Annotated in this window: 15 protein-coding genes and 2 riboswitches; of the genes, 4 read left to right on the forward strand and 11 right to left on the reverse strand. The window is 66.9% G+C overall.

The window, feature by feature from the left end; all coding sequences use genetic code 11:
* Nucleotides 1–132: 132 nt before the first annotated feature.
* The 3 genes from AC3QLZ_RS16430 to AC3QLZ_RS16440 all read right to left on the reverse strand — a co-directional run bounded on the left by AC3QLZ_RS16430 (nucleotide 133) and on the right by AC3QLZ_RS16440 (nucleotide 3,058).
* A complete protein-coding gene (locus AC3QLZ_RS16430; RefSeq protein ID WP_014236983.1) occupies nucleotides 133–1,071 on the reverse strand; it encodes a ParB/RepB/Spo0J family partition protein in 939 nt (312 codons plus the stop codon).
* A 159-nt stretch (nucleotides 1,072–1,230) separates the two neighbouring features.
* A complete protein-coding gene (locus AC3QLZ_RS16435; protein ID WP_014236984.1) occupies nucleotides 1,231–1,794 on the reverse strand; it encodes a response regulator transcription factor in 564 nt (187 codons plus the stop codon).
* Between the two features lies 1 nt (nucleotide 1,795).
* A complete protein-coding gene (locus AC3QLZ_RS16440) occupies nucleotides 1,796–3,058 on the reverse strand; it encodes a sensor histidine kinase (RefSeq protein WP_014236985.1) in 1,263 nt (420 codons plus the stop codon).
* 218 nt (nucleotides 3,059–3,276) lie between these two features.
* On the opposite strand from AC3QLZ_RS16440, the gene cydP reads away from it, so the two are divergent.
* From cydP to cydX, 4 genes are read left to right on the forward strand one after another with little or no spacing between them, the layout of a single operon-like run.
* Nucleotides 3,277–3,525, forward strand: coding sequence for a cytochrome oxidase putative small subunit CydP (gene cydP / locus AC3QLZ_RS16445; protein WP_014236986.1), 249 nt, complete (start codon nucleotides 3,277–3,279; stop codon nucleotides 3,523–3,525).
* On the forward strand, nucleotides 3,503–5,050 hold the full coding sequence (locus AC3QLZ_RS16450; RefSeq protein WP_014236987.1) for a cytochrome ubiquinol oxidase subunit I: 1,548 nt from the start codon (nucleotides 3,503–3,505) through the stop codon (nucleotides 5,048–5,050). The genes cydP and AC3QLZ_RS16450 overlap by 23 nt, the downstream gene beginning before the upstream one ends.
* A gap of 13 nt (nucleotides 5,051–5,063) precedes the next feature.
* Nucleotides 5,064–6,203 carry a cytochrome d ubiquinol oxidase subunit II gene (cydB, locus tag AC3QLZ_RS16455; RefSeq protein WP_014236988.1) on the forward strand — a complete coding sequence of 380 codons (1,140 nt, stop codon included), beginning with the start codon at nucleotides 5,064–5,066 and terminating at the stop codon, nucleotides 6,201–6,203.
* 21 nt (nucleotides 6,204–6,224) lie between these two features.
* Nucleotides 6,225–6,320 (forward strand): cytochrome bd-I oxidase subunit CydX, encoded by a 96-nt coding sequence (gene cydX, locus AC3QLZ_RS16460; RefSeq protein ID WP_014236989.1) that lies wholly within the window; start codon nucleotides 6,225–6,227, stop codon nucleotides 6,318–6,320.
* 96 nt (nucleotides 6,321–6,416) lie between these two features.
* Here cydX and AC3QLZ_RS16465 read toward each other — a convergent pair whose 3' ends face one another.
* The 8 genes from AC3QLZ_RS16465 to AC3QLZ_RS16500 form a co-directional block, all read right to left on the reverse strand.
* Nucleotides 6,417–8,630, reverse strand: coding sequence for an OsmC domain/YcaO domain-containing protein (locus tag AC3QLZ_RS16465; protein ID WP_014236990.1), 2,214 nt, complete (start codon nucleotides 8,628–8,630; stop codon nucleotides 6,417–6,419).
* A gap of 210 nt (nucleotides 8,631–8,840) precedes the next feature.
* The gene (locus tag AC3QLZ_RS16470; RefSeq protein ID WP_014236991.1) at nucleotides 8,841–12,818 is read right to left on the reverse strand and encodes a cobaltochelatase subunit CobN; all 3,978 of its coding nucleotides are present in this window, start codon (nucleotides 12,816–12,818) and stop codon (nucleotides 8,841–8,843) included.
* Entirely contained in the window at nucleotides 12,802–13,143 is a 342-nt protein-coding gene (locus AC3QLZ_RS16475) for a DUF2149 domain-containing protein (RefSeq protein ID WP_014236992.1), read from the reverse strand. The genes AC3QLZ_RS16470 and AC3QLZ_RS16475 overlap by 17 nt, the downstream gene beginning before the upstream one ends.
* A complete protein-coding gene (locus tag AC3QLZ_RS16480) occupies nucleotides 13,121–13,729 on the reverse strand; it encodes a MotA/TolQ/ExbB proton channel family protein (protein WP_014236993.1) in 609 nt (202 codons plus the stop codon). Before AC3QLZ_RS16480 ends, AC3QLZ_RS16475 begins: the two co-directional genes overlap by 23 nt.
* 14 nt (nucleotides 13,730–13,743) lie before the next feature.
* Nucleotides 13,744–16,023: a TonB-dependent receptor plug domain-containing protein gene (locus AC3QLZ_RS16485; protein ID WP_492783278.1), complete on the reverse strand. Its 2,280-nt coding sequence runs from the start codon at nucleotides 16,021–16,023 to the stop codon at nucleotides 13,744–13,746.
* A gap of 204 nt (nucleotides 16,024–16,227) precedes the next feature.
* A riboswitch (cobalamin riboswitch) is annotated at nucleotides 16,228–16,481 on the reverse strand.
* 151 nt (nucleotides 16,482–16,632) lie between these two features.
* Complete coding sequence (locus tag AC3QLZ_RS16490) at nucleotides 16,633–17,817, reverse strand: ribonucleotide-diphosphate reductase subunit beta (protein ID WP_014236995.1); 1,185 nt, start codon at nucleotides 17,815–17,817, stop codon at nucleotides 16,633–16,635.
* Nucleotides 17,814–20,660: a ribonucleoside-diphosphate reductase subunit alpha gene (locus tag AC3QLZ_RS16495; RefSeq protein ID WP_014236996.1), complete on the reverse strand. Its 2,847-nt coding sequence runs from the start codon at nucleotides 20,658–20,660 to the stop codon at nucleotides 17,814–17,816. The genes AC3QLZ_RS16490 and AC3QLZ_RS16495 overlap by 4 nt, the downstream gene beginning before the upstream one ends.
* Before the next feature lie 129 nt (nucleotides 20,661–20,789).
* Nucleotides 20,790–21,040: riboswitch (cobalamin riboswitch) on the reverse strand.
* A gap of 196 nt (nucleotides 21,041–21,236) precedes the next feature.
* Nucleotides 21,237–21,539: a hypothetical protein gene (locus tag AC3QLZ_RS16500; protein WP_157870610.1), complete on the reverse strand. Its 303-nt coding sequence runs from the start codon at nucleotides 21,537–21,539 to the stop codon at nucleotides 21,237–21,239.
* Between the last annotated feature and the right edge of the window lie 2 nt (nucleotides 21,540–21,541).

Raw genomic sequence — 21,541 nt, forward strand, 5'->3', positions numbered from 1 at the left:
GGGCCTCCGGATACCGCCAAGTCTAGGCACTCCCGCAGCCCCGGCAAGGCTTTTTACCTGATTTGACCTGCCTTTACACGCAGTGGCGCTGCCGCTGCGGCCGGGCGAGTCAGGCACCCGGCCGGGAACGCCTCAGGCGCCCTTGAGGGCCAGGAATTCGTCGATCAGGCGGGCCAGCACGGCCTCTTCGTCTTCCGCTTCCAGGCCCAGGATTTCGGCCACCATCTTCACCTTGCCCGGATTGACCCGGCGCCGTTCCGTCGCCGGTGCCGCCGGCATGGCGGGCGCCGCGGGAGCGACGGGGGCCTCTTCCCAGGGCGGCACATCGGCCGCGGCCGGGGAGGGGCTTGCCGCCTGGGCTGCAGCCGGGCTGGGAGCCATATCCGGCGCGGCTTGCGGCGGGGTGTCCGGTTTCTTGCCGCGGCGCAGGCCTTCTTCCACCAGAACCTTTTCCACCACCTGCTTGGGCAGCTTCTCCCCTTCGGGCAGCTGGGCGATCTGGCCGATCAGGGTTTCCGCCTTGGCCTCGTTCTTCTGGGCCAGCTTCTCCAGCTGGATGGCGGTGCTGGTGCTGGAAATCTTGCCCGACTCGAGCAGGGCGCTGACCTGGGGCGACAGGTTGGCGGCGGCGGTGGCCTGGGCCAGCCAGGTGGCGGTGCGGCCGAAGTGTTCGGCGGCCGCATCCTTGCTCTCGAAGCGCTCGGCAATGGTCTGGATGGCGTTGGCCATGTCCCGCGGGTCCAGGGCGGCGCGCACGCCCAGTCCCAGGTTCTCGAAGACCTGCACTTCCAGCACTTCCTCCGGGCTGCAGGCCCGCACCAGCACCGGCACGGCGGTCTCGCCCGCCAGCAGGGCGGCGCGGCGGCGGCGTTCGCCCACCACCAGGGCGTGGCGCCCGGCGCCGTCCGCCGGCTGCACCACCAGGGGATGGATCAGGCCCTTGCGGCCGATGGAGTTGGCCAGGCCCTTGAGGCTGGCCTCGTCGAAGTGCTGGCGCACGTGGTCCGGGCCGGGCTCGATCAGGGCGATGTCGATGATGCGGAATTCCGCGGGATTGTCTTTGAAGGCCATGGCCCCTCCGCCGTCGGTTGGTAGTGGTGCGATCCGCGGCGGCAGGCCGGCGCGGATCGACGAAGGGGGCGGATGTTCCTCGGTTTTCCCGCCTTTTTCAAGGCTTGACGGATGGCCGCGGATCGTAGCCGCGGTGCAGGTCTGGCGCCGCCATGGGCTTCAGGCGGCGGGGGCGTGCTTGGCCAGTTTGCGCTGCAGGGTGCGCCGGTGCATTTTCAGGGAGCGGGCGGTGGCGGTGATGTTGCCGCCGTTTTCCCGCAGGATGCGCTGGATGTATTCCCACTCGACCCGCTGCACCGTCATGCGCTCGTCCGTGGCGATGGGGGGGATTTCCCAGTGGTCGGCGGTGAGGGCCTTGACGATGTCGCCGGCCTCCACCGGCTTGATCAGGTATTCCAGGGCCCCCAGCTTGATGGCGCCGACGGCGGTGGGAATGCTGGCGTAGCCGGTGAGGACCACAATACGGGCGCCGGGGCTGCATTCGAGCAGGGGTTCGATCAGGTTGAGGCCCGACTTGCCTTCCAGGTTGAGGTCGAGCACGACGTACTCCGGTTCGTGCCGGGCCGCCAGGGCCAGGGCGCTCTCCGGGTCGTGCCCGGCGATGGTCTGGAAGCCGCGCCGGCCCATGGCCTTGGCCAGGGCACTGCAGTAGGCCTGGTCGTCGTCCACGATCAGCAGCAGGGGGGATTCGTTGCCGTCGGCAGCGTCGGTGACGGGATTCATGTCAGCAATCCTTGAGGGGAAGTTTGAGGGTGACGTCGGTGCCCCGGGGCTGCCGGGGCGCCAGATGGAGCTGGCCGCCGCAGCGCTGGATGGCGCTGCGGGCCAGCAGCAGGCCGATGCCCAGGCCCGAGTCCGAATGCACCGGCAGGGGCTGGCCGGCGGCGGCCAGCACATCTTCGGGAATGCCCGGCCCCTGGTCGGCAATGACCAGGTGGAGCCAGGGGCCATGCACGGTGGCGCTGACTTCGAGCCACTCGGGGCTGAAGCGCACGCCGTTGTCCACCAGGTTGTGCAGGGCCTGTTCCAGGGCAACGTCGGCGGCCACCAGGCGCCCGGCGGCTTCTGCATCGATGCGCAGGGCGATGCTGGCGGCCGGATGCAGGGCCCGCCAGCCGTGGGCGCATTCCTCCAGCCAGTCCTGTACCCGCCGCTGGCGGCGCTCCTCGGCCCGGGGGCGGCCGGCCTCCGCCGTGAGGCGGGTGAGGGCGCTCTTGCATTTGTCGATCTGCAGTTTCAGGCCCGCCAGTTCCTGGCGCGTCCGGGGCGGCAGTTCGGCATCCTCGACCAGATCGTCCACCACCAGCTTCATGGTGGCCAGGGGCGTGCTCAGTTCATGGGCGGCGCCGGCGGCCAGGGTGCCGAGGGAGACCACCCAGCCGTTGCGGATCTCGTTTTCCCGGGCCCGGGCCAGGGCCTGGTCGCGGATGCGGATGGCGGCCGTCATGCGGGTGATGAACCACACCGAGATGAGCACGGAGGCGAGGAAGGTCAGCCACATGCCGAGCAGGTGCAGCTGCACGGCGATGGTGGCGTCCTTCACTTCCAGGGGCTGGTAGAAATTCCACAGGAAGGAATAGGTGAGGATGGAAAAGGCCCCCAGCAGCCAGGCCTGCAGGGTCGGCAGCATGGCGGCACCGATGGCCACCACGGGCAGCAGCAGGGAGATGAGGGGATTGGTGGCGCCGCCGGAAAAGTAGATGACGATGCTCCAGGAGAGCAGGTCCACCATCAGCTGGGTCATGGCGGGAATGGGTTCCCGGTCCCAGTGGCGCAGCAACATGGCGGCGCCGTTCACCAGCGCCAGGAAGGTGGCCGTGGCCAGCAGGGGCAGGGGGGCGATGGTGATGCCGAGCAGGCGGGGAAAGCCCAGGGTGATGGCGGCCATGGCCAGCACCGAGCCCCAGCGCAGGGCAATCAGGAGGTCCGCGTCGAGGCGCAGGCGGCGCAGGGGCCGGGGCGGCGGGAAGGGCGCTGGCGAGGGCATGCAGGCGGCTCCGAAGGGGTGGCGACGGCGGCATTATGGACAAGGGCGTGACCGCTTGTCGCGTGACATTTAGTCACTTCCCGAGGCCGCCGCCGGCGGTCAGAATCCGCCCCGTCTAAGCTTTCCAAGCCTGGACTAACGACTAGGATTGACGCCCCAGCAATGGGGCGTCCTTTTTCCCCGGGGCCTTCGCCGCCCCGCCTGGAAGGGAGTGTCCCTTGTCCGCCCAGCATGTCTCGTCCGCCCGGCCCCGCCGCGGCCTCTCCGCTTTCCTCGCCCGCCACCGCCTGGCCTGTCACCTGGCCGTGGTGCTCCTGCTCAAGATCATTCTCCTGCGCGTGCTGTGGCTCAACTACGTGGCCCCCTACCGGGTCGCCGTGGATGAACAGCGCATGGCCCAGCAGCTCACCGGTTCCACAAAACAACCCATAAGGGAGGTTCACCATGATCGATTCGACGGTCGTTGACCTGTCGCGGCTGCAGTTCGCCGCCACGGCGATGTACCACTTCCTCTTCGTCCCGCTGACCCTGGGCCTGTCCTGGCTGCTGGTGGTGATGGAGACCGCCTACGTCATGAGCGGCAAGGAAATCTACCGGGACATGACCAAGTTCTGGGGCAAGCTCTACGGCATCAATTTCGCCCTGGGCGTCACCACCGGCATCACCATGGAGTTCCAGTTCGGCACCAACTGGGCCTACTACTCCCATTACGTGGGCGACATCTTCGGCGCCCCCCTGGCCATCGAGGGGCTGATGGCCTTCTTCCTCGAATCCACCATGGTGGGCCTGTTCTTCTTCGGCTGGCAGCGCCTGTCCAAGGCCGGCCACCTGGCGGTGACCGTGCTCATGGCCCTGGGCACCAACCTTTCCGCCGTGCTCATCCTCATCGCCAACGGCTGGATGCAGGACCCGGTGGGCTCCACCTTCAACCCGGTGACCATGCGCATGGAACTGGTGGATTTCGCCGCCCTGGTGTTCAACCCGGTGGCCCAGTCCAAGTTCGTGCATACGGTGGCCGCCGGCTACGTCACCGGCTCCCTGTTCGTGCTCGGCATCTCCTCCTGGTATCTGCTGAAGGGCCTGCACGTGGAGTTCGCCCGCCGCTCCTTCCGCATCGCCGCCGCCTTCGGCCTGGCCGGCTGCCTGTCGGTGATCGTGCTGGGGGACGAATCCGGCTATGCCGTGTCCGAATCCCAGAAGTCCAAGCTGGCCGCCATCGAGGCCATGTGGGAGACGGAAGCGGCGCCGGCGGGCTTCAACCTGCTGGCCTGGCCCAATGAGGAACGCCAGGCCAACGACTGGGAAATCCGCATTCCCTACGTGCTGGGCCTGATTGCCACCCGCTCCGTGTCCGAGACCCTGCCCGGCATCAAGGAAATCCGCGCCGCCAACCGGCAGCGCATCGAAAGCGGCGTGCAGGCGGTGCTGGCCCTGGAGGCCCTGCGCCAGAATCCGGCCGACGCAGCGGCCAAGGCCACCTTCGCCAAGCACCAGCAGGACATGGGCTACGGCATGCTGGTCAAGCGCTACAGCCCGGACCTGGCCCAGGCCACCCCGGCCATGCTGGACCAGGCGGCCCACGATTCCGTGCCCAGGGTGGCGCCGTTGTTCTGGACCTTCCGCCTGATGGTGCTGCTGGGTTTTGCCATGCTGCTGCTGGTGGGGCTGGCCTTCTGGTACAGCGTCAAGAACAGCTTCCAGCAGAAGACCTGGCTGTTGCGCTGGGCCCTGTGGTTCATCCCCATGCCCTGGATCGCCATCCAGTCCGGCTGGTTCGTCGCCGAATACGGCCGCCAGCCGTGGACGGTGTTCGGCATGCTGCCCACCCATCTGTCGGCCTCCAGCCTTTCCGCCGCCAGCCTGTGGGGTTCCATCGCCGGCTTCGTCGGCTTCTACACCCTGCTGCTGGTCGCCGAGATGTACCTGATGTTCAAGTACGCCCGCCTCGGCCCCGCCGCCCTGCAGCCCGCCGCCGCGCCCGCCAACGCCTGAGGAGACGACTGAGATGCTGTTCGATTATCTGACCCTGAAACTCATCTGGTGGCTGCTGGTGGGCGTGCTGCTCATCGGCTTCGCCATCATGGACGGCCACGACATGGGCGTCGGCATCCTGCTGCCCATCCTCGGCCGGGACGACACCGACCGGCGCGTCATGATCAACACCGTGGCGCCCCACTGGGACGGCAACCAGGTGTGGTTCATCACCGCCGGCGGCGCCATCTTCGCCGCCTGGCCCTTCGTCTATGCCACCGCCTTCTCCGGCATGTACTGGGCCCTGCTGCTGGTGTTGTTCGCCCTGTTCTTCCGTCCGGTGGGCTTCGAGTACCGCTCCAAGCTGCCCCATCCGGCCTGGCGCAGCGCCTGGGACTGGGGCCTGTTCGCCGGCAGCGCGGTGCCGGCCCTGGTGTTCGGCGTGGCCTTCGGCAATCTCTTCCAGGGGGTGCCCTTCCACCTGGACGAAACCATGCGCTCCTTCTACACCGGCAGCTTCTGGGCCCTGCTCAATCCCTTCGCCCTGCTCTGCGGCGTGGTGAGCCTGTCCCTGCTGGCCCTGCAGGGCGCCACCTTCCTCGCCCACCGCACCGAAGGGGAGTTGCAGGCCCGCGCCAGGGGCGCCGGTACGGTGCTGGCGGTGCTGCTGCTGGCCGCCTTCTCCGCCGCCGGGGTGTGGGTGGGCCGTCTCGACGGCTTCGTCATCCAGTCCATCGCCGACGTGGGCGGTGCCCTCAATCCCCTGATGAAGGAAGTGGTGCGCCAGCCCGGGGCCTGGTTCGCCAACTACCAGAAGTATCCCCTGCTGTGGGCCGTGCCTGCCCTGGCCTACGCGGGGGGGCTGCTGGCCCTGGCCTGCCTGCGGGCCGGCAAGATCCTGGTGGCCTTCGTCGGTTCCTCCGTGGCCTGCCTGGCGGTGATCCTCACCGCCGGCGTCGCCCTGTTCCCCTTCGTGCTGCCGTCCTCCACCCTGCCCAAGGCCAGCCTCACCGCCTGGGATGCCACCTCCAGCTACGTGACCCTCAACGTCATGCTCTACGTGGCCCTGATCTTCACCCCCATCGTCATCGCCTACACCGGCTGGGCCTACCGGGTGATGGCCGGCAAGGTGACCCGGGACTACATCGTCGCCAACGACAAGGCCCTCTACTAATCAAGCAAAGGAGTACATGCCATGTGGTATTTCACCTGGATTCTCGGCCTGGGTTTCGCCGTGCTGCTGGCGGTGGTCAACGCCCTGTGGCTGGAAGCAAAGCACACGCAGGAATAGCGCTCGTTCCCTCCCTGGAACGAATTTCACCGGGCCCTCGGGCCCGGTTTTTTTATGGGAGTGGGGCGGCGGCCGATGCGGGGCCGCCGTTCCGGGTCAGCCGCCGGCTGCCACCTTGGCCCGAGCGGCATGCACCTTCTTGTAGCTGTCGATCAGCCGCTGGTGCCGGTCCAGCCCTTCCAGCTTCATGCTGATCGGGGTCAGGCCGTGGAAGCGCAGGGTGCCCTGCACCGAGCCGATCACCGCGTCCATGCGCTCGTTGCCGAACATGCGGCGGAAGTTGGCCTCGTAGTCGGCCAGGTCCAGGTCCCCGCCTTCATCCTTGTCCAGCACCACTTCCAGCACCACGTTCATGGCCTGGTAGAAGAGGCCCCGATCCACGGTGTTCTCGTTGAACTGCAGGAAGGCGCCCACCAGGTCGTGGGCCTCCGCCAGCTGCCCCAGGGCCAGATGGATCAGCAGCTTCAGTTCCAGGATGGTCAGCTGGCCCCACACCGTGTTCTCGTCGAACTCGACGCCGATGAGGCCGATGATGTCGGTGTAGTCGTCCAGCTCGCTCTCTTCCAGCCGTTGCAGCAGGGCGGCCAGTTGCTTGTCGCTCAAACGGTGCAGGTTGAGGATGTCCTCGCGGAAGGCCAGGGCCTTGTTGGTGTTGTCCCAGATCAGGTCTTCCACCCCGTAGATTTCCGAGTAGCCGGGCACCAGGATGCGGCAAGCGGTGACACCCAACTGGTCGTACACCGCCAGGTAGGCCTCCTTGCCCATCTCTTCGAGAATGCCGAACAGGGTGGCCGCTTCATGGGCATTGGATTCTTCGCCGTGGCCGGAGAAGTCCCACTCGACGAAATCGTAGTCGGCCTTGGCGCTGAAGAAGCGCCAGGAGACCACGCCGCTGGAGTCGATGAAGTGGTCCACGAAGTTGTTGGGCTCGGTCACCGCCTGGCTTTCGAAGGTGGGCCGGGGCAGGTCGTTGAGGCCCTCGAAGCTGCGGCCCTGCAGCAGCTCGGTGAGGCTGCGCTCCAGGGCCACTTCCATGCTGGGATGGGCGCCGAAGGAGGCGAAGACGCCGCCGGTGCGGGGGTTCATCAGGGTGACGCACATCACCGGGAACTGGCCGCCGAGGGAAGCGTCCTTCACCAGCACGGGGAAGCCCTGTTCTTCCAGGCCTTTAATGCCGGCGACGATGCCGGGATACTTGGCCAGGACTTCCGCAGGCACGTCGGGCAGGGCGATTTCGCCTTCGAGGATTTCCCGCTTCACCGCCCGCTCGAAAATCTCCGACAGGCACTGCACCTGGGCTTCGGCCAGGGTGTTGCCGGCACTCATGCCGTTGCTGAGGTAGAGGTTGTCGATGAGGTTGGAGGGGAAGTACACCACCTCGCCGTCGGACTGGCGCACGAAGGGCAGGCAGCAGATGCCGCGCTGCACGTTGCCGGAGTTGGTGTCGATGAGGTGGGAGCCCCGCAGTTCGCCGTCCGGGTTGTAGATTTCCAGGCAGTACTCGTCGAGGATTTCCTTGGGCAGGGCGTCCTTCTTGCCGGGTTTGAACCAGCGCTCGTTGGGGTAGTGCACGAAGGGAGCGTTGGCGATTTCTTCGCCCCAGAACTGGTGGGTGTAGAAGTGGTTGCAGCTCAGGCGCTCGATGTACTCGCCCAGGGCCGACGCCAGGGCGCTTTCCTTGCTGGCGCCCTTGCCGTTGGTGAAGCACATGGAGGAATGGGCGTCGCGGATGTGCAGAGACCACACATTGGGCACCAGATTGCGCCAGGAGGCGATCTCGATCTTGATGCCCAGGCCCGCCAGGAAGGCGGACATGTTGGCGATGGTCTGCTCCAGGGGCAGGTCCTTGCCCGGGATGTAGGTCTGGTGGCCGGCATCGGGTTTGACGGTGAGCAGGGCCTGGGCGTCGGCGTCCAGGTTTTCCACCTCCTCGATGATGAACTCGGGGCCGGTCTGCACCACCTTCTTCACCGTGCAGCGTTCGATGGAGCGCAGGATGCCCAGGCGGTCCTTCTCGGAAATGTCCGCGGGCAGCTCGACCTGGATCTTGAAGGTCTGCTGGTAGCGGTTTTCCGGATCGACGATGTTGTTCTGGGAGAGGCGGATGTTCTCCGTGGGAATGCCGCGGGTCTCGCAGTACAGCTTGACGAAGTAGGCCGCACAGAGGGCCGAGGATGCCAGGAAATAGTCGAAGGGCCCCGGCGCCGAGCCGTCGCCCTTGTAGCGGATGGGCTGGTCGGCGATGACCGTGAAGTCGTCGAATTTGGCCTCCAGGCGCAGCTTGTCGAGAAAATTGACCTTGATTTCCATGGCGAATCCAAAAATGTGTGCAGACGAATAAAGCGAAGCGGCCGCCATTATCCGGGTTTCCCGGGGAAAGCCCTATTCCTCGGCCGGCCCCCTGGCCCGGCGGAGGCTCGGCAAAAGCCCGGCAAAAAAAACGCAGCCCGAAGGCTGCGCGCAAACGCCGGGGTGACAGCAGGATCACCCCGGAGGGGGACGGTCCGGCCTAGGCCGTGCTCATGGCCGGCGCCGGGCGCGCCAGGCGAAGCCGAGCAGCACCAGGGCCCCCAGGCCGGCCAGGGCCCAGTGGGTGACGGCCGGCGGCAGGGGGCTGTTGGCGGATTTGCTTTCCTGCACCGCGTAGCCTTGCACCGGCTCACCGGCCTGGGCGGGCGGCGTTGGCCTGGGGGCCGGGGGCGGTGCCGCCTTGGCGCCGGGGGGCGGTGCGGCCTGGGCGGCTTTGCTTGCGGCGGCCGGCAGGGCGCTGCTGCGGCCGGGGGCGCGGGCGCCCTTGCCCGGGGCGGGCAGGCTGCGGGCCTCGGCCATGTCCCGGGCGTCCTGGGCCTGGGCCAGGGCGGTGACCTCGGCGCTGCTGCAGCTGTTGGCATTGCAGGCGACGCCGGCTTCGGCGATGACTTCCCGGTTCACCTGCTCCAGATGGGCCTTCACCCGGGGCTCGGCCTGCCAGTAGCCCTTGTTGATGGCCACCAGCATCTTGTCCACCACCGCCTGGTAGGCACGCAGGTTCTTGGCTTCCCGGAACTTGTCCCTGACGCCCAGCCGGTTGCGGTCGGCCACGTAGGTCTCGTACATCTCCTGCCACTTTGCGCCGTCCACCGCCTCCGGCACGGTGACCTGCCAGCCCCACAGGTGCTCGGTCACCTTCATGACGAAGCGGGCGCCGGCATAGCCTTCCTTGAGCATGGCCTTGACCCATTCCGGGTTGGTGTAGCGGGTCCGCATTTCCCGGCCCATGAACTTGTCCAGGGTCTCGTGCTTGCCGCCCTTGCCGTCGGCCAGGTTGAGCACCAGGGTTTCCGGCGACTTGCCGTTCACCTGGCGGATGGCCATGGCCGTGGCGCCCAGGTACTGGAACACGTCGTCGTTATCCAGGGTGCCGTAGAGGTTGGAGGAGCGGGAGTGGATGGCCGCCTTGGCATCCTTCAGGGCCATCTTGAAGATGTCCACCGCCAGGGCCGCGCCGCCGGGGCGGTCGCCCCAGTAGCCCTGGCCGAAGAGATGGCCGACCCGGTTGAAGTACACGTCGGCCACCTGGCTTTCCTTATCCCAGGTGTTGGCGGCCTGGACCACGTTGTCCACCCCGGTGCCGTAGGCGCCGGAAGGTTCGGTGAACACCCGCACTGCCGCCAGGCGCGCCGCCTCGGCCGGGGCGATGCCACGCTGTTCCAGGGCCTGGCGGGTCTTGCCCACATTGGTGCGGATGGGGTTGTCGTCCTCCTCCAGGTCCTTCACCTTGGAGACGGCCTCGTCCACCAGCAGCATCAGGGTCGGCAGGGCGTCCCGGTAGAGGCCCGAGGGCACTACGGTGACGTCCACCCGGGGGCGGCCCAGGTCGCGCCGGGGAATGATCTCCAGGCCGCTGACCCGGCCCCGTTCGTCCCATTGGGGCTTCACTCCCAGCAGGGCGAGGATTTCCGCCTCGGTGACGCCCTCGTGGCGCATGGCCTCGGTGCTCCACAGGTTGAACACCACCCGGTCCGGGTACTGGCCGTGGCGCTGCCGGTAGTCGGCGACGAACTTCTCGGCCAGGCTGCGGCCCTGTTCCCAGGTGCCCGGAGTGGGCAGGCGGGAGGGGTCGAAGCCGTAGAGGTTGCGTCCCGTGGGCAGGGAGTCCGGATTGCGGATCGGGTCGTTGCCCGGGCCGGCGGCCACGTAGCGCCCGGCCAGCCCCGCCTCCAGGGCGTCCAGCTCGGCCTTGCCGCTGGCTTCCATATTGGCCATCAGGGCTTCCAGGCGGCGCTGGTATTCGGCTGGGGCCAGCTTGCCGGCCAGGGCCAGGATGGCCTCGGCGGTGCTGCGCTGCATCTCCCTGGGCGGAGCGATGCCGAAGGTGTGCAGGCCGTAGGGGGCCTGGTGTTCGCTCACCTCCTTTAGGTAGTGCTCCAGTTTCTCCACCTCCTCGCCGTTGGCCAGGGTGTCCTTGCCGATGTCCTTGAGCACGCCCAGTTTGCGGCCCAGGGTGTTGATCTCGCCGAGAGCGGCTGCGGCGGCGGATTCGCTCTTCTGGGCTGCCACCACGTAGTCGTCGATGAGGCCCCGCAGCTTGACCAGTTCCAGGTTGAGGCTGGCCTTGTCGAAGGGAGGCGTCATGTGGGAGATGATGGTGGCCATGCCGCGCCGCTTGGCCTGCAGGGCCTCGCCGATGTCGTCCACGATGTAGGGGTAGAGCTGGGGCACGTCGCCCACCATGGCCTCCCCCGGATCGGCGGCGGTGAAGCCCACCTCCTTGCCGGAAAGCCATTCATGGGTGGCGTGGGTGCCCACATGCACCATGGCATGGGCCTGGTAGCCCTTCTGCAGCCACAGGTAGAAGGCCAGGTACTGGTGGTGGGGCGGCAGGGCCACGTCGTGGTACATCTTCTTGATATCGCCCTCCCAGCCCCGGGAAGGCTGGGGCGCGAAGACCAGATTGCCGTAGCGCTGGGCGGGGAAGACGAAGTGGGGCTTGCCCTTGCCGTCCTTCCACAGCATCACCCTGGAGTTTTCCGGCTCGCCCCAGGCCTGGACCATGGCGCGGCGCAGCTTTTCCGGCTGGCGGTCGAACCATTTGCGGTAGTCGCTCACCGGCAGCAGCATGGCGTGGCCGCTGCGCACCATTTTTTCCAGGGCACCGGGAGCCCAGTTGCCGATGTTGGTGCCGTGTTCCCGCAGGGCGTCGAACAGGGCTTCTTCCGTGGCCGGGCGGCCCTGGGCGTTGTAGCCGGCCTGCTCCAGGCGGGAGAGAATCTGCCACAGGGAGCGGGGCAGCACGTTGAGATAGGAGGCGCCGATGTTCTCCTTGCCCGGCGGATAGTTGTAGTAGATCACCGCCACCCGCTTGTTGGTGTTTAGCTCGTAGCGCAGCTCCACCCATTTCTTCACCCGGTCCGCCAGGCGCTCGATGCGCTCGGGGATGGGGGCCTCCACCACGTATTCCAGGCCGGTGCGGGGATCGGTCAGACGCTCCTTGGAAGCCACCACGGTGGGAGCCACGGCGCCGGCGAATTCGGCTCCGGCGATCTGCCAGGCCCGCTCGTTGAGGCTCAGGCCCATGGGCGAATCCTCCCATTCCTGGCGGCTCTGGTTGAAGAGGGAGAGGGCATTGACCACGGGCACGTCCAGGGCCTGCATGACTGGGATGGTCTTCTCCGGTACGTTGCCCATCTTCAGGGCCAGGCCCACCAGGGCCGCCACCCGGGCCTTGCCCCTGGGGTCGATGAAGTACTGTTTGACGGCATTCTCGGAAGGGAAACCGAAGGCCGGGGCGACGTTGAAGCCCCGCCGCTCCAGGCTTTCCACCATGGCTTCGAGCAGGGCCGAGCGGCCGGCCTGGGCCGTGACCCGGTTGAAGACGATGCCCACCCAGACCCGCTCGGCGGCGCCGGGGCGCTGCCGCAGGTAGTCCGCCGCGTAGTCCTCGAAACGGCTAAAGAGCTGGCCGCTGCGGGGATTCCACAGGGCCACGGCGGGGAAGGGGCGGGGCGGCGGGGCCGCCAGGGGCAGGCCGAATTCCCGGGCCAGGGCCAGGCGCAGCATGGCAGCGTAGTTGTCCACGCCGCCGGCCTGGGCGTAGGCCCGCAGTTCCTCGTTGCGGCTCAGGCCCGCATCCCGTTCCCCTTCCTCGAAGGGCGAGCCGACGGCGTAGGCCTTGGCGCCGCGCCGGTTGATTTCGGCCACGGCGGGGGCAATCTGCTTCGCCAGGTCCCGGCCCATGTTGTAGATCAGGGCCAGGTCGGCTTTGGCCAGGGCTTCCAGGTCCGCCGGGCTGGGCTGGGAGGAGGAGGCGATGTGGAAGCGCACCTGCTTCAAGGCCGGCTCCCGCTGCAGCTGCTGTACCGCATTGACCGCCGTCAGGGTGGCCGGGTCGCCGGGGAACAGCACCAATGACAGGGGCCGGGCCTGGGCGGCCAGGCCCAGGAGCAGCAGGGCCAGGCCCAGGAAGAGGTGCCGGAGGTGGAACAGGATCGGGCGCCTGCCCTCAGTCGGCCGGTACATAGACGATCCTCCCGTCGGGCAGCTTGTAGGCGGTGCCGAGGCGCTCGCCCCGGCCCGAGAGTTTCTGGTCGGTGACCTTGGCGGCTTTGATCTCGTTGCCCTTCTTGGTGATGATCTCCATCTCGCCGTTAGCGTTTTTCTTCACCATGGTCACTTCGGAGCTGGGGTCCAGCAGGTCCATCATGTTGTAGGCCATGAACAGGGCGATCATCATGGAGACGATGAAGACGATGCTGGCGTCGAAGAGGTTGGCGACCCCGGCGATGGGGTCTTCCAGGGCCTCGCCATCCAGGGAGAAGCGCCTACGCCGCTGCAGCAACCGCATCGTCGGCCTCCGTCTGCAGGTGATGGGGGAGGGGCTGGCCGCTTTCCGCCAGGGCCAGTTCGGCGGCGTGGGCCATTTCGCGCACGTCGGCACGCACCCAGCGTTCCCGGGAGAGGGCCAGCAGATAGGCGAGGACCCCGGCGCCCAGGCCGGCCACGGTGGCGGTGAAGGCGGTGACCATGCTGCCGGCCATCTTGGGGATGTTGCCTTCGGCCAGGGCGGCCAGGGAAATGCCCATGGGGATGAGGGTGCCCATGAGGCCCAGGGCCGGCCCCACCTTGATGACGAAGCGGATGCGGTCGAGGCGCCGCGACAGTTCCAGTTCCTCGGCCTGCAGCAGCCGTTCCACCTCGATTTCCAGGCGGCGCGGATAGCCCTTCAGGCGGTGCCGCAGCTGGCCCAGGCGCAGCTTGAAGCTTTCCACCTCCGGCAGATGGCCGCGGCGCCGCTGCCAGGCGTCGAACAGGGTGATGCCCAGTTGCAGGGGCACGTAGGCCACCAGCAGGGCGCAGCCGCCGATCACCGGCAGGTAGAGGGCGGTGGAGACTTGGTAGAGCAGTTGCTCGATGAGGGTAACGATTTCCATGATGGCTCCCAGGGTCAGAACGAGGCGCTCAGCTCGATGAAGGCATTGCGGCCGGGCATCTGGTAGTACTCGTAGTAGGTCTTGTCGAAGAGGTTGTTGATGCCGGCGCTGACCTTGAAATTCCTGTCGAACTGGTAGCTCAGCTTGAGGTTGGCCAGCCAGTACTTGCTGACGCCGCCGTAGACGTTCTTGATGACGTCGCTGTTGTCTTCCTTGCTGAACTGCTCGCCGGTGTAGGCGGCGGAGAGGTAGGCGCGCCACTGTTGCCACTGGGCGTCCAGGGCGAAGTAGGCGGTGTTCTTCGGCACATAGCGCAGGCGCTTGCCCTGCAGGCCGGTGCCGCTTTCGTCCCGGGTGATCTGGCTGTCGGTCCAGGTGTAGCTGGCGGAGGCCCGCAGCCAGGAGGTGAGGGGCATTTCCGCCGCCAGTTCTATCCCTTCTACCTTGGCTTCGCCGGCATTTGTGGCCACGGCGAAGAAGTCCACGTCGGCCAGGCTGCCGCTGTAAGGGCTGAGCTTGCGGTAGATCATGTCCTGCAGCCGGGTGCGGTAATAGGTGGCTTTGGCCGAGCCCTGGCCGGCCAGGGCCGTCTCGACGCCCAGGTCCCAGGAGGTGGAGGTTTCCGGCTTTAGATCGGGATCGGCCACCAGTAGGCGGCGGCTGCTGATGCTGGGCGTGGCATACATCTCATAGTTGGAGGGGGCGCGGAAAGCCTTGCCCAAGGAGCTGCGCAGGCTGGTGCCCGGCGTCAGGCGGTAGACCGCCGCCACCTTGGGGGAGAAGGCGGATTCGGAGCGCTCCGGGATGTCCAGATTGCTTCGGGGCGTACCGACGTATTTCTGCATGTTGCCCCGGCTGCTCCAGCGGTCGTGGCGGCCGCCCAGGTAGAGGGTGAGGTCGTCGCCGACGAAGATCTGGTCCTGCAGGAACAGGGAATTGGTGGTGCTTTCCCCGTCGGACTGTTCGTTGAGGGCGCCGGTGGTGCTGTCGGGATCGCGCCAGCTGGTGAGCTGGTACACCTTGCGCCGCAGGTGGCTGCGGCTGGAGGAGAGACCGACGATCAGGTACTGGTTGCTGCCCGCGGCAAAACCCAGCTGGGCCGAGGCATCCAGGGTGGTGTTGGGAGTGCTGGTGCGGGTGCCCGGGCCGCTGTCGAAGGTGGCGCCGGTGCCGGAGCCGACGTAGAAGGCCTCCCGGTCGAAGTAGCCCACATTGGCCTTGAGGTCGTAGCCATTGCCCAGCTTGCCGTCGAAACCGGCGAAATAGCGGGTCTCCTGGCGGTAGTTGGGATTGCTGGAATTCCAGAAGCTCGATTCCTTGATGCTGCCCAGCTTGTCGCCGTTGATGGAGACGTTGCTGGCGGGCAGGGCGAGGGGGGCGCCGTTCTTGCTCAGGTAGTTGTTGAAGCGCTCGAAGCCGATGCTGCTTTCGCTGCGGTTGAAGCCGGCGAAGAAGCGGGACTGGGCATCCAGGCTGTAATAGACCTTGGCATGCAGGTTGTTGGCGTGGGAGGAAATGGCGCCCTGGTCCCCCACCACATAGGCCTTCTTGCCATCCACCGTGGTGGTGGCCCGGCCGCCCTGGACCGCGTTGGCGCCGGTGCCGGTGGTGCCCACCGGCAGCACCACCAGGTCGCTGCCGGCGAAACCGGCCATGTCCTCGTAGCCGAAGCCCAGGGTGGCGGCCAGGCCGTTGTCCCACTTGTTGCGGTAGCTGGCTTCCACCGCGTTGCGCTCGCCGTCGCCGAAGCCCCGGCTGACCTTGACCCGGGTTTCCTGCTTGGTGGGCACCTTGGTGATGACATTGACCACGCCGCCCATGGCGTCGCTGCCGTAGAGGGCCGAGGCGGAGCCGGGCACCACCTCGATCTGCTCCACCTCGCCCATGGGAATGCCCATCAGGCTGGCCAGGCCGCCGGCGTTGCCGTCGGAGAGACTCATGCCGTCCACCATCATCTTCACCCGGCCGTCGGAGAGGCCGCGGAAGGAGACGATGGGGGCGGTGTTGATGCGGGTGCTGGTGCCCAGGCCGTTACGTATGTAGAAGCTGGGCACCTTGGCGGTAAGGGCGTCGCCGATGCGCATGGCGCCCGAGGCGTCCAGCTTGTCGGCCGTGACGACGGTGACGGCGGCCGGGGCCTCCAGGGTGGTCTGCTCGATGCGCGAGGCGGTCACCACCACGCTGCCCAGTTCCGTCTCGCCCTGCTCTCCGGCGGCCAGGGCGGCCTGGGAAAAGAGGGCGGCGATGGCGGCGGCCAGGAGGCGCCGCGGTTGTTGGTTGTTGATGCTCCCCATGTTGCTGTCTGACTCCAGTCGATGGCTACCGACCGGGCTTCGGGAAACGGGGGCATAAAAGATGAGGCGCGACCGCCGGCCCGAGGGCAGGCGGCAGAAACTCGGCTCAGAGGGAAAGGCCGGCGCTTCGATTCATGCTCCGCTCCGTCCGCAACCCCGCGGTCGGTGGCAGGTTCGTGCCAGCACCGTCCTCCATGGACGGCGGGCACGCAAAAATCAAAGGCCGGTCTCCGGGCTCGCCAGTCTTGATGTTCCGCCTTCCCAAGCCAGTCGCCGACCCCGGTGAGGGGGCGACGGGCTGGCTCAGTGGCTGGCGCTCCGGGGAGGAGGGCCGTGGAACATCCGCACTGGCTTACCGTTGCGGGGGCAGCCGAAGCTTGGGGCCGTGATGGCCGTTACTTCGTTCCCGTTTCACCCGGCGGCTGCTGCCGCCGGACACCTTTGACTGCTAATGGCTCCCTGGGGAGCCGGGATCGCAACTGCAGGCGATCAGGAGCGCGATCATACCCCCAATCCCATCTATGACAAAAGTCTGTGTCCTGAGCTACCCCATCTCCGCCAGGGGTCGGGGCAGTGTCCAGGACACGACGCCGCTGGCTGCCGCCCGGCTCAGTCCCAGGCCAGGGCGCCGCCGGTCTGGTACTCGGTGACGCGGGTTTCGAAGAAGTTCTTTTCCTTGCGCATATTGGCCTGTTCGTCGAGCCAGGGCAGCACGTTCTCGGCGCCGGGGAAGGGCTCGGCCAGGCCCAGCTGGCGGGCGCGGCGGTTGGCGATGAAGCGGAACTGGTCCCGGTGCAGGTCGGCGTTGTAGCCCAGGATGGGCTCCCGCAGGATGTAACCGGCGTAGGCCGATTCGGCGGCTTCCGCCTCTTCCCACAGGGCCTTGACCTGGACCGGGTCCAGGGTCAGGTTCTCTTCCTGCAGGAGCTGGCGTACCACCCGGATGCCGAAGGCGCAGTGCAGCACCTCGTCGCGCATGATGTACTGCAGCTGCTCGGCGGTTCCCTTCATCAGGCCCCGGCGCTGCAGGGCGAAGATGGGGGTGAAGCCGTTGTAGAACCAGCAGCCTTCGAAGATGCCGGCGAAGAAGAGGTAGGAGAGGGCGAATTCGTGCAGGTTATCCCGGTCCGTCAGGTCGAAGTCGGAACGCATCACCCGCTCTAGGCGGCGGTTGGCCAGGGCGATCTTGCCGTGGATTTCCGGCACCACCCGGTAGCGGTTGTAGATTTCCTTCTGGTCCAGCCCCAGGCTTTCGATGCAGTGCTGGTAGGTCCAGGTGTGCAGGGCCTCTTCATAGACCTGGCGGGCCTGGTAGATCTGCAGCTCCGGCGCGCTCATCTTCTCCATCACCGCCAGGCCGATGTTGCGCATGGCCAGGATGTCGGAGGTGGTGAGGTAGGACAGCACGTTCTCGAAGACGTGGCGCTCGGCCGGCGTCAGCTTGTGGTTGTAGTCGTGCACGTCCTGGGCCATGGAGATTTCCAGGGGCGTCCAGTGGTTGCGGTTGGCGTTGAGGAAGAACTCCCAGGCCCAGGGGTACTTGAAGGGCGCCAGCTGGTTGATGTCGGCCTTGCCGTTCACCACCCGCTTGTCTTCCGGGTTGATGGGGGCCAGGGAGATGCCGCCGGCAGGCAGGCGGGGCGCGGCTGCCGGGGTAGTGCCGGCCAGGGGCGCCGCCGTTCCTGCCTGGGCGGGCAGGGGGGCTGGAGATGCTTGCCGGGCGGGCGTTGCAGCCGGGGCGGGCTGGGTGGCGGCGGGTGCGTCGTCCCAGTCGTCGAAACGCAGTTGGCTCATTGGCAGGCCTCGCAATCCGGGTTGTCGATGGAGCAGAACTTGGGCTCGGGCGCGGCGGGGGCGGCGGCCCGGTCCACCGGGGAACTGGTCTTTTCCATGGCGGTGGCGCCCAGGGTGCGCAGGTAGTAGGTGGTCTTCAGGCCCTGGGTCCAGGCCAGCTTGTAGATCTCGTCCAGCTTCTTGCCGGAGGGGGCAGCCACGTAGAGGTTGAGGGACTGGGCCTGGTCGATCCACTTCTGACGGCGGGCGGCGGCCCGGATCAGCCAGGTGGGGTCGATCTCGAAGGCGGTGGCGTAGCGGGCCTTCAGCTCGTCCGGGATGCGGTCGATGGGGCCGAGGGAGCCGTCGAAATACTTGAGGTCGGAGATCATCACCTCGTCCCACAGGTTGAGGGCCTTCAGGTCCCGCACCAGGGATTCGTTCACCACCGTGAATTCGCCGGAGAGGTTGGATTTGACGTAGAGGTTCTGGTACTCCGGCTCGATGGCGGCGGAGACGCCGATGATGTTGGAGATGGTGGCCGTGGGCGCAATGGCGACGCAGTTGGAGTTGCGCATGCCGACCTGGGCGATGCGCTCGCGCAGGGCGTCCCAGTCCAGGGTGGTGCTGCGGTCCACTTCCACATAGCCGCCCCGGGCGTCTTCCAGCAGCTGCAGGGAGTCGATGGGCAGGATGCCCTTGTCCCACAGGCTGCCCTTGAAGCTGGAGTAGCGGCCCCGTTCCTCGGCCAGGTCGGTGGAGGCCCAGTAGGCGTGGTAGCAGACGGCTTCCATGGAGCGGTCGGCGAATTCCACGGCGGCTTCGGAGGCGTAGGGCAGGCCCAGCCGGTGCAGGCAATCGGAGAAGCCCATGATGCCCAGGCCCACCGGGCGGTGCCGCACGTTGGCGTTGCGCGCCTTGGGGGTGGCGTAGAAGTTGATGTCCACCACGTTGTCCAGGAGGCGCATGGCGGTGCGGATGGTACGTTGCAGCTTGGCCTGGTCCAGCACCAGCTGGCCGTCCACCAGGATCAGGTGGGCCGGCAGGTTCACCGAGCCCAGGTTGCACACGGCGGTCTCGGAATCGGAGGTGTTGAGGGTGATCTCGGTGCACAGGTTGGAGCTATGCACCACGCCCACGTGCTGCTGGGGCGAGCGCAGGTTGCAGGCATCCTTGAAGGTGATCCAGGGGTGGCCGGTCTCGAACAGCATGGTCAGCATCTTGCGCCACAGCTGCACGGCGGGAATGCGCTTGAACAGACGGATCTCGCCCCGGTCGGCCTTGGCCTCGTAGGCGTTGTAGGCGACTTCAAATTCCTTGCCGAACTTGTCGTGCAGGTCGGGCACGTCGCTGGGGGAGAAGAGGGTCCACTCGCCGCCGTTGATGACCCGCTGCATGAACAGGTCGGGAATCCAGTTGGCGGTGTTCATGTCGTGGGTGCGGCGGCGTTCGTCGCCGGTGTTCTTGCGCAGCTCGAGGAATTCCTCGATGTCCAGATGCCAGGATTCCAGATAGGCGCAGACGGCGCCCTTGCGCTTGCCGCCCTGGTTCACGGCCACGGCCGTGTCATTCACCACCTTGAGGAAGGGGATGACGCCCTGGCTCTTGCCGTTGGTGCCCTTGATGCGGGCCCCCAGGGAGCGCACCGGGGTCCAGTCGTTGCCCAGGCCGCCGGCGTATTTCTGCAGCAGGGCGTTTTCCTTGATGGACTGGTAGATTCCTTCCAGGTCGTCGGAGACGGTGGTGAGGTAGCAGGAAGAGAGCTGGGAATGCCGGGTGCCGCTGTTGAACAGGGTCGGCGTGCTGCTCATGAAGTCGAAGGAGGAGAGCAGGTTGTAGAACTCGATGGCCCGGGCTTCCCGGTCGATCTCGTTGAGGGCCAGGCCCATGGCCACGCGCATGAAGAAGGTCTGGGGCAGCTCGATGCGGCGCTCGTCCACGTGCAGGAAGTAGCGGTCGTAGAGGGTCTGCAGGCCCAGGTAGTCGAACTGCAGGTCCCGCTCGGCCTTGAGGGCGGCGGCCAGGCGTTCCAGGTCGTAGTCCTTGAGGCGGGCATCCAGCAGCTCGGCGTCCACGCCGGTGCGGATGAGGCCGGGGAAGGCTTCGGCGTAGCGGGCGGCCATGGCCTCCTGGCTGGCTTCCTCCCCCAGCACTTCGACGCGCACGCTGCTCAGCAGCAGGCGGGCAGCCACCTTGCTGTAGCCCGGTTCCCGCTCGATCAGGGTGCGGGCGGCCAGCACCAGGGACTGGCGCACGGCGGCCAGGGGCACGCCGTCGTAGAGGTTGTGCAGGGCCTGCTCCAGCACCGTTTCGGCAGCCACGTCGGCCAGGCCCTGGCAGGCTTCCCGGCATTGCTGCAGCAGGGCGGCCCGGTCCAGGGGGAAGCGGCGGTCGCCGTCCACCACGTGCAGCAGGGGGCCGGCGGCAGCGGGGGCGGCCGCCGCCTGGGCAGCCCGTTCGGCGGCCCGCTTTTCCCGGTACAGCACGTAGGCCCGGGCCACGTCGTGCTCGCCGGAACGCATCAGGGCCAGTTCCACCTGGTCCTGGATGTCTTCGATATGCACCGTGCCGCCGCCGGGCAGGCGCCGGGTGAGGGCTTGGACGACGATGGCGGTGAGGCGGGAGACCAGGTCCCGCAGGCGGGCCGAGGCGGCGCCCTGGCTGCCGTGCACGGCCAGGAAGGCCTTGTTCATGGCGACGGAGATTTTTTCCGCATTGAAAGGCATTACCGAACCGTTGCGGCGGATGACCTCGAAGGACTGGGCCCGGCCGGCCAGATCGGCGGCGTTGGGCAGGCTGTCGTCCAGATTGTCGGAGGGCAGGTGGGATGACGCTTGGTGGGTGGCGAAGAGGCCGGCTTGCATCGTGGAACTCCCGTTATCAACGGAACGGGGGCCCAGGGCGGCGGGACTGCCGAGGCGCCGGCGGGCACGCCCATGGCGGCCGACAGCGGACAATCCCGATCCACCGGGGGGCACCCCGCCCCTGGTCAGACTGAAAAATTGGCGACGGCAGGTTTCCTGGCTCACGGGTCCTGGCCCGATGCCCGCCTTCCCGGTGGAACTGCCTCCCAGTGGCACGCGTGGACATCGAACTCGCCGTTTACAGTTGCGGGGGCAGCTCCGGCATGGGCGGAAAGTTCGCTGCGGATTCGCGGGGAATCCGTCTGATCCCGACTTCCTTGATCGCCGCACCGGATTCCCATTTGTCCCGAAATCGGGGAACCGTCGCGGAGGAGACTTTACCCCAGCCCTCAAGCGGAGGGCAAGGGGTTGGACACTACAGGTAGTAGTACGAGAGTAATAGACAACTACATATAGTGTATTTGGCGACAGGGTCTTTTCCACAGCCGGGAGCATTTTGCCCAGAAAACGGGCAGAGTGTTTAATCCCCAGTAATACTGTGGCTTTTCACCGACTGTCCCGGAACGGCCCACAGACTTATCCACAGAAACTGTGAATTTCCTGTTGCATGCCCCGCCGGAATTTCTGCATAATCGTCGGATCGTTTTTGCCGGAGCAGTGGCAAAAACTTTTTTTACCGGCAAATTTTTTTCCGCCTTCAACCGCGAATCCTTTATCAGCTCCATGTACAACTTCGCCGACTTCGACCGCTGCAACACGCTGCCCTCCCGGGCCGGCGCGGGCGCGTCCGTCATTGGCGTAGTAGGCGCTGTAGTACGCGTAGTCGTAGTAGTACGCGCGTGCGCCGCTGGGATGAGCGAAGTCCGGTAAAGAAACCAACC

The sequence above is a fragment of the Azospira sp. MPR-LB4 genome, assembly GCF_058809525.1.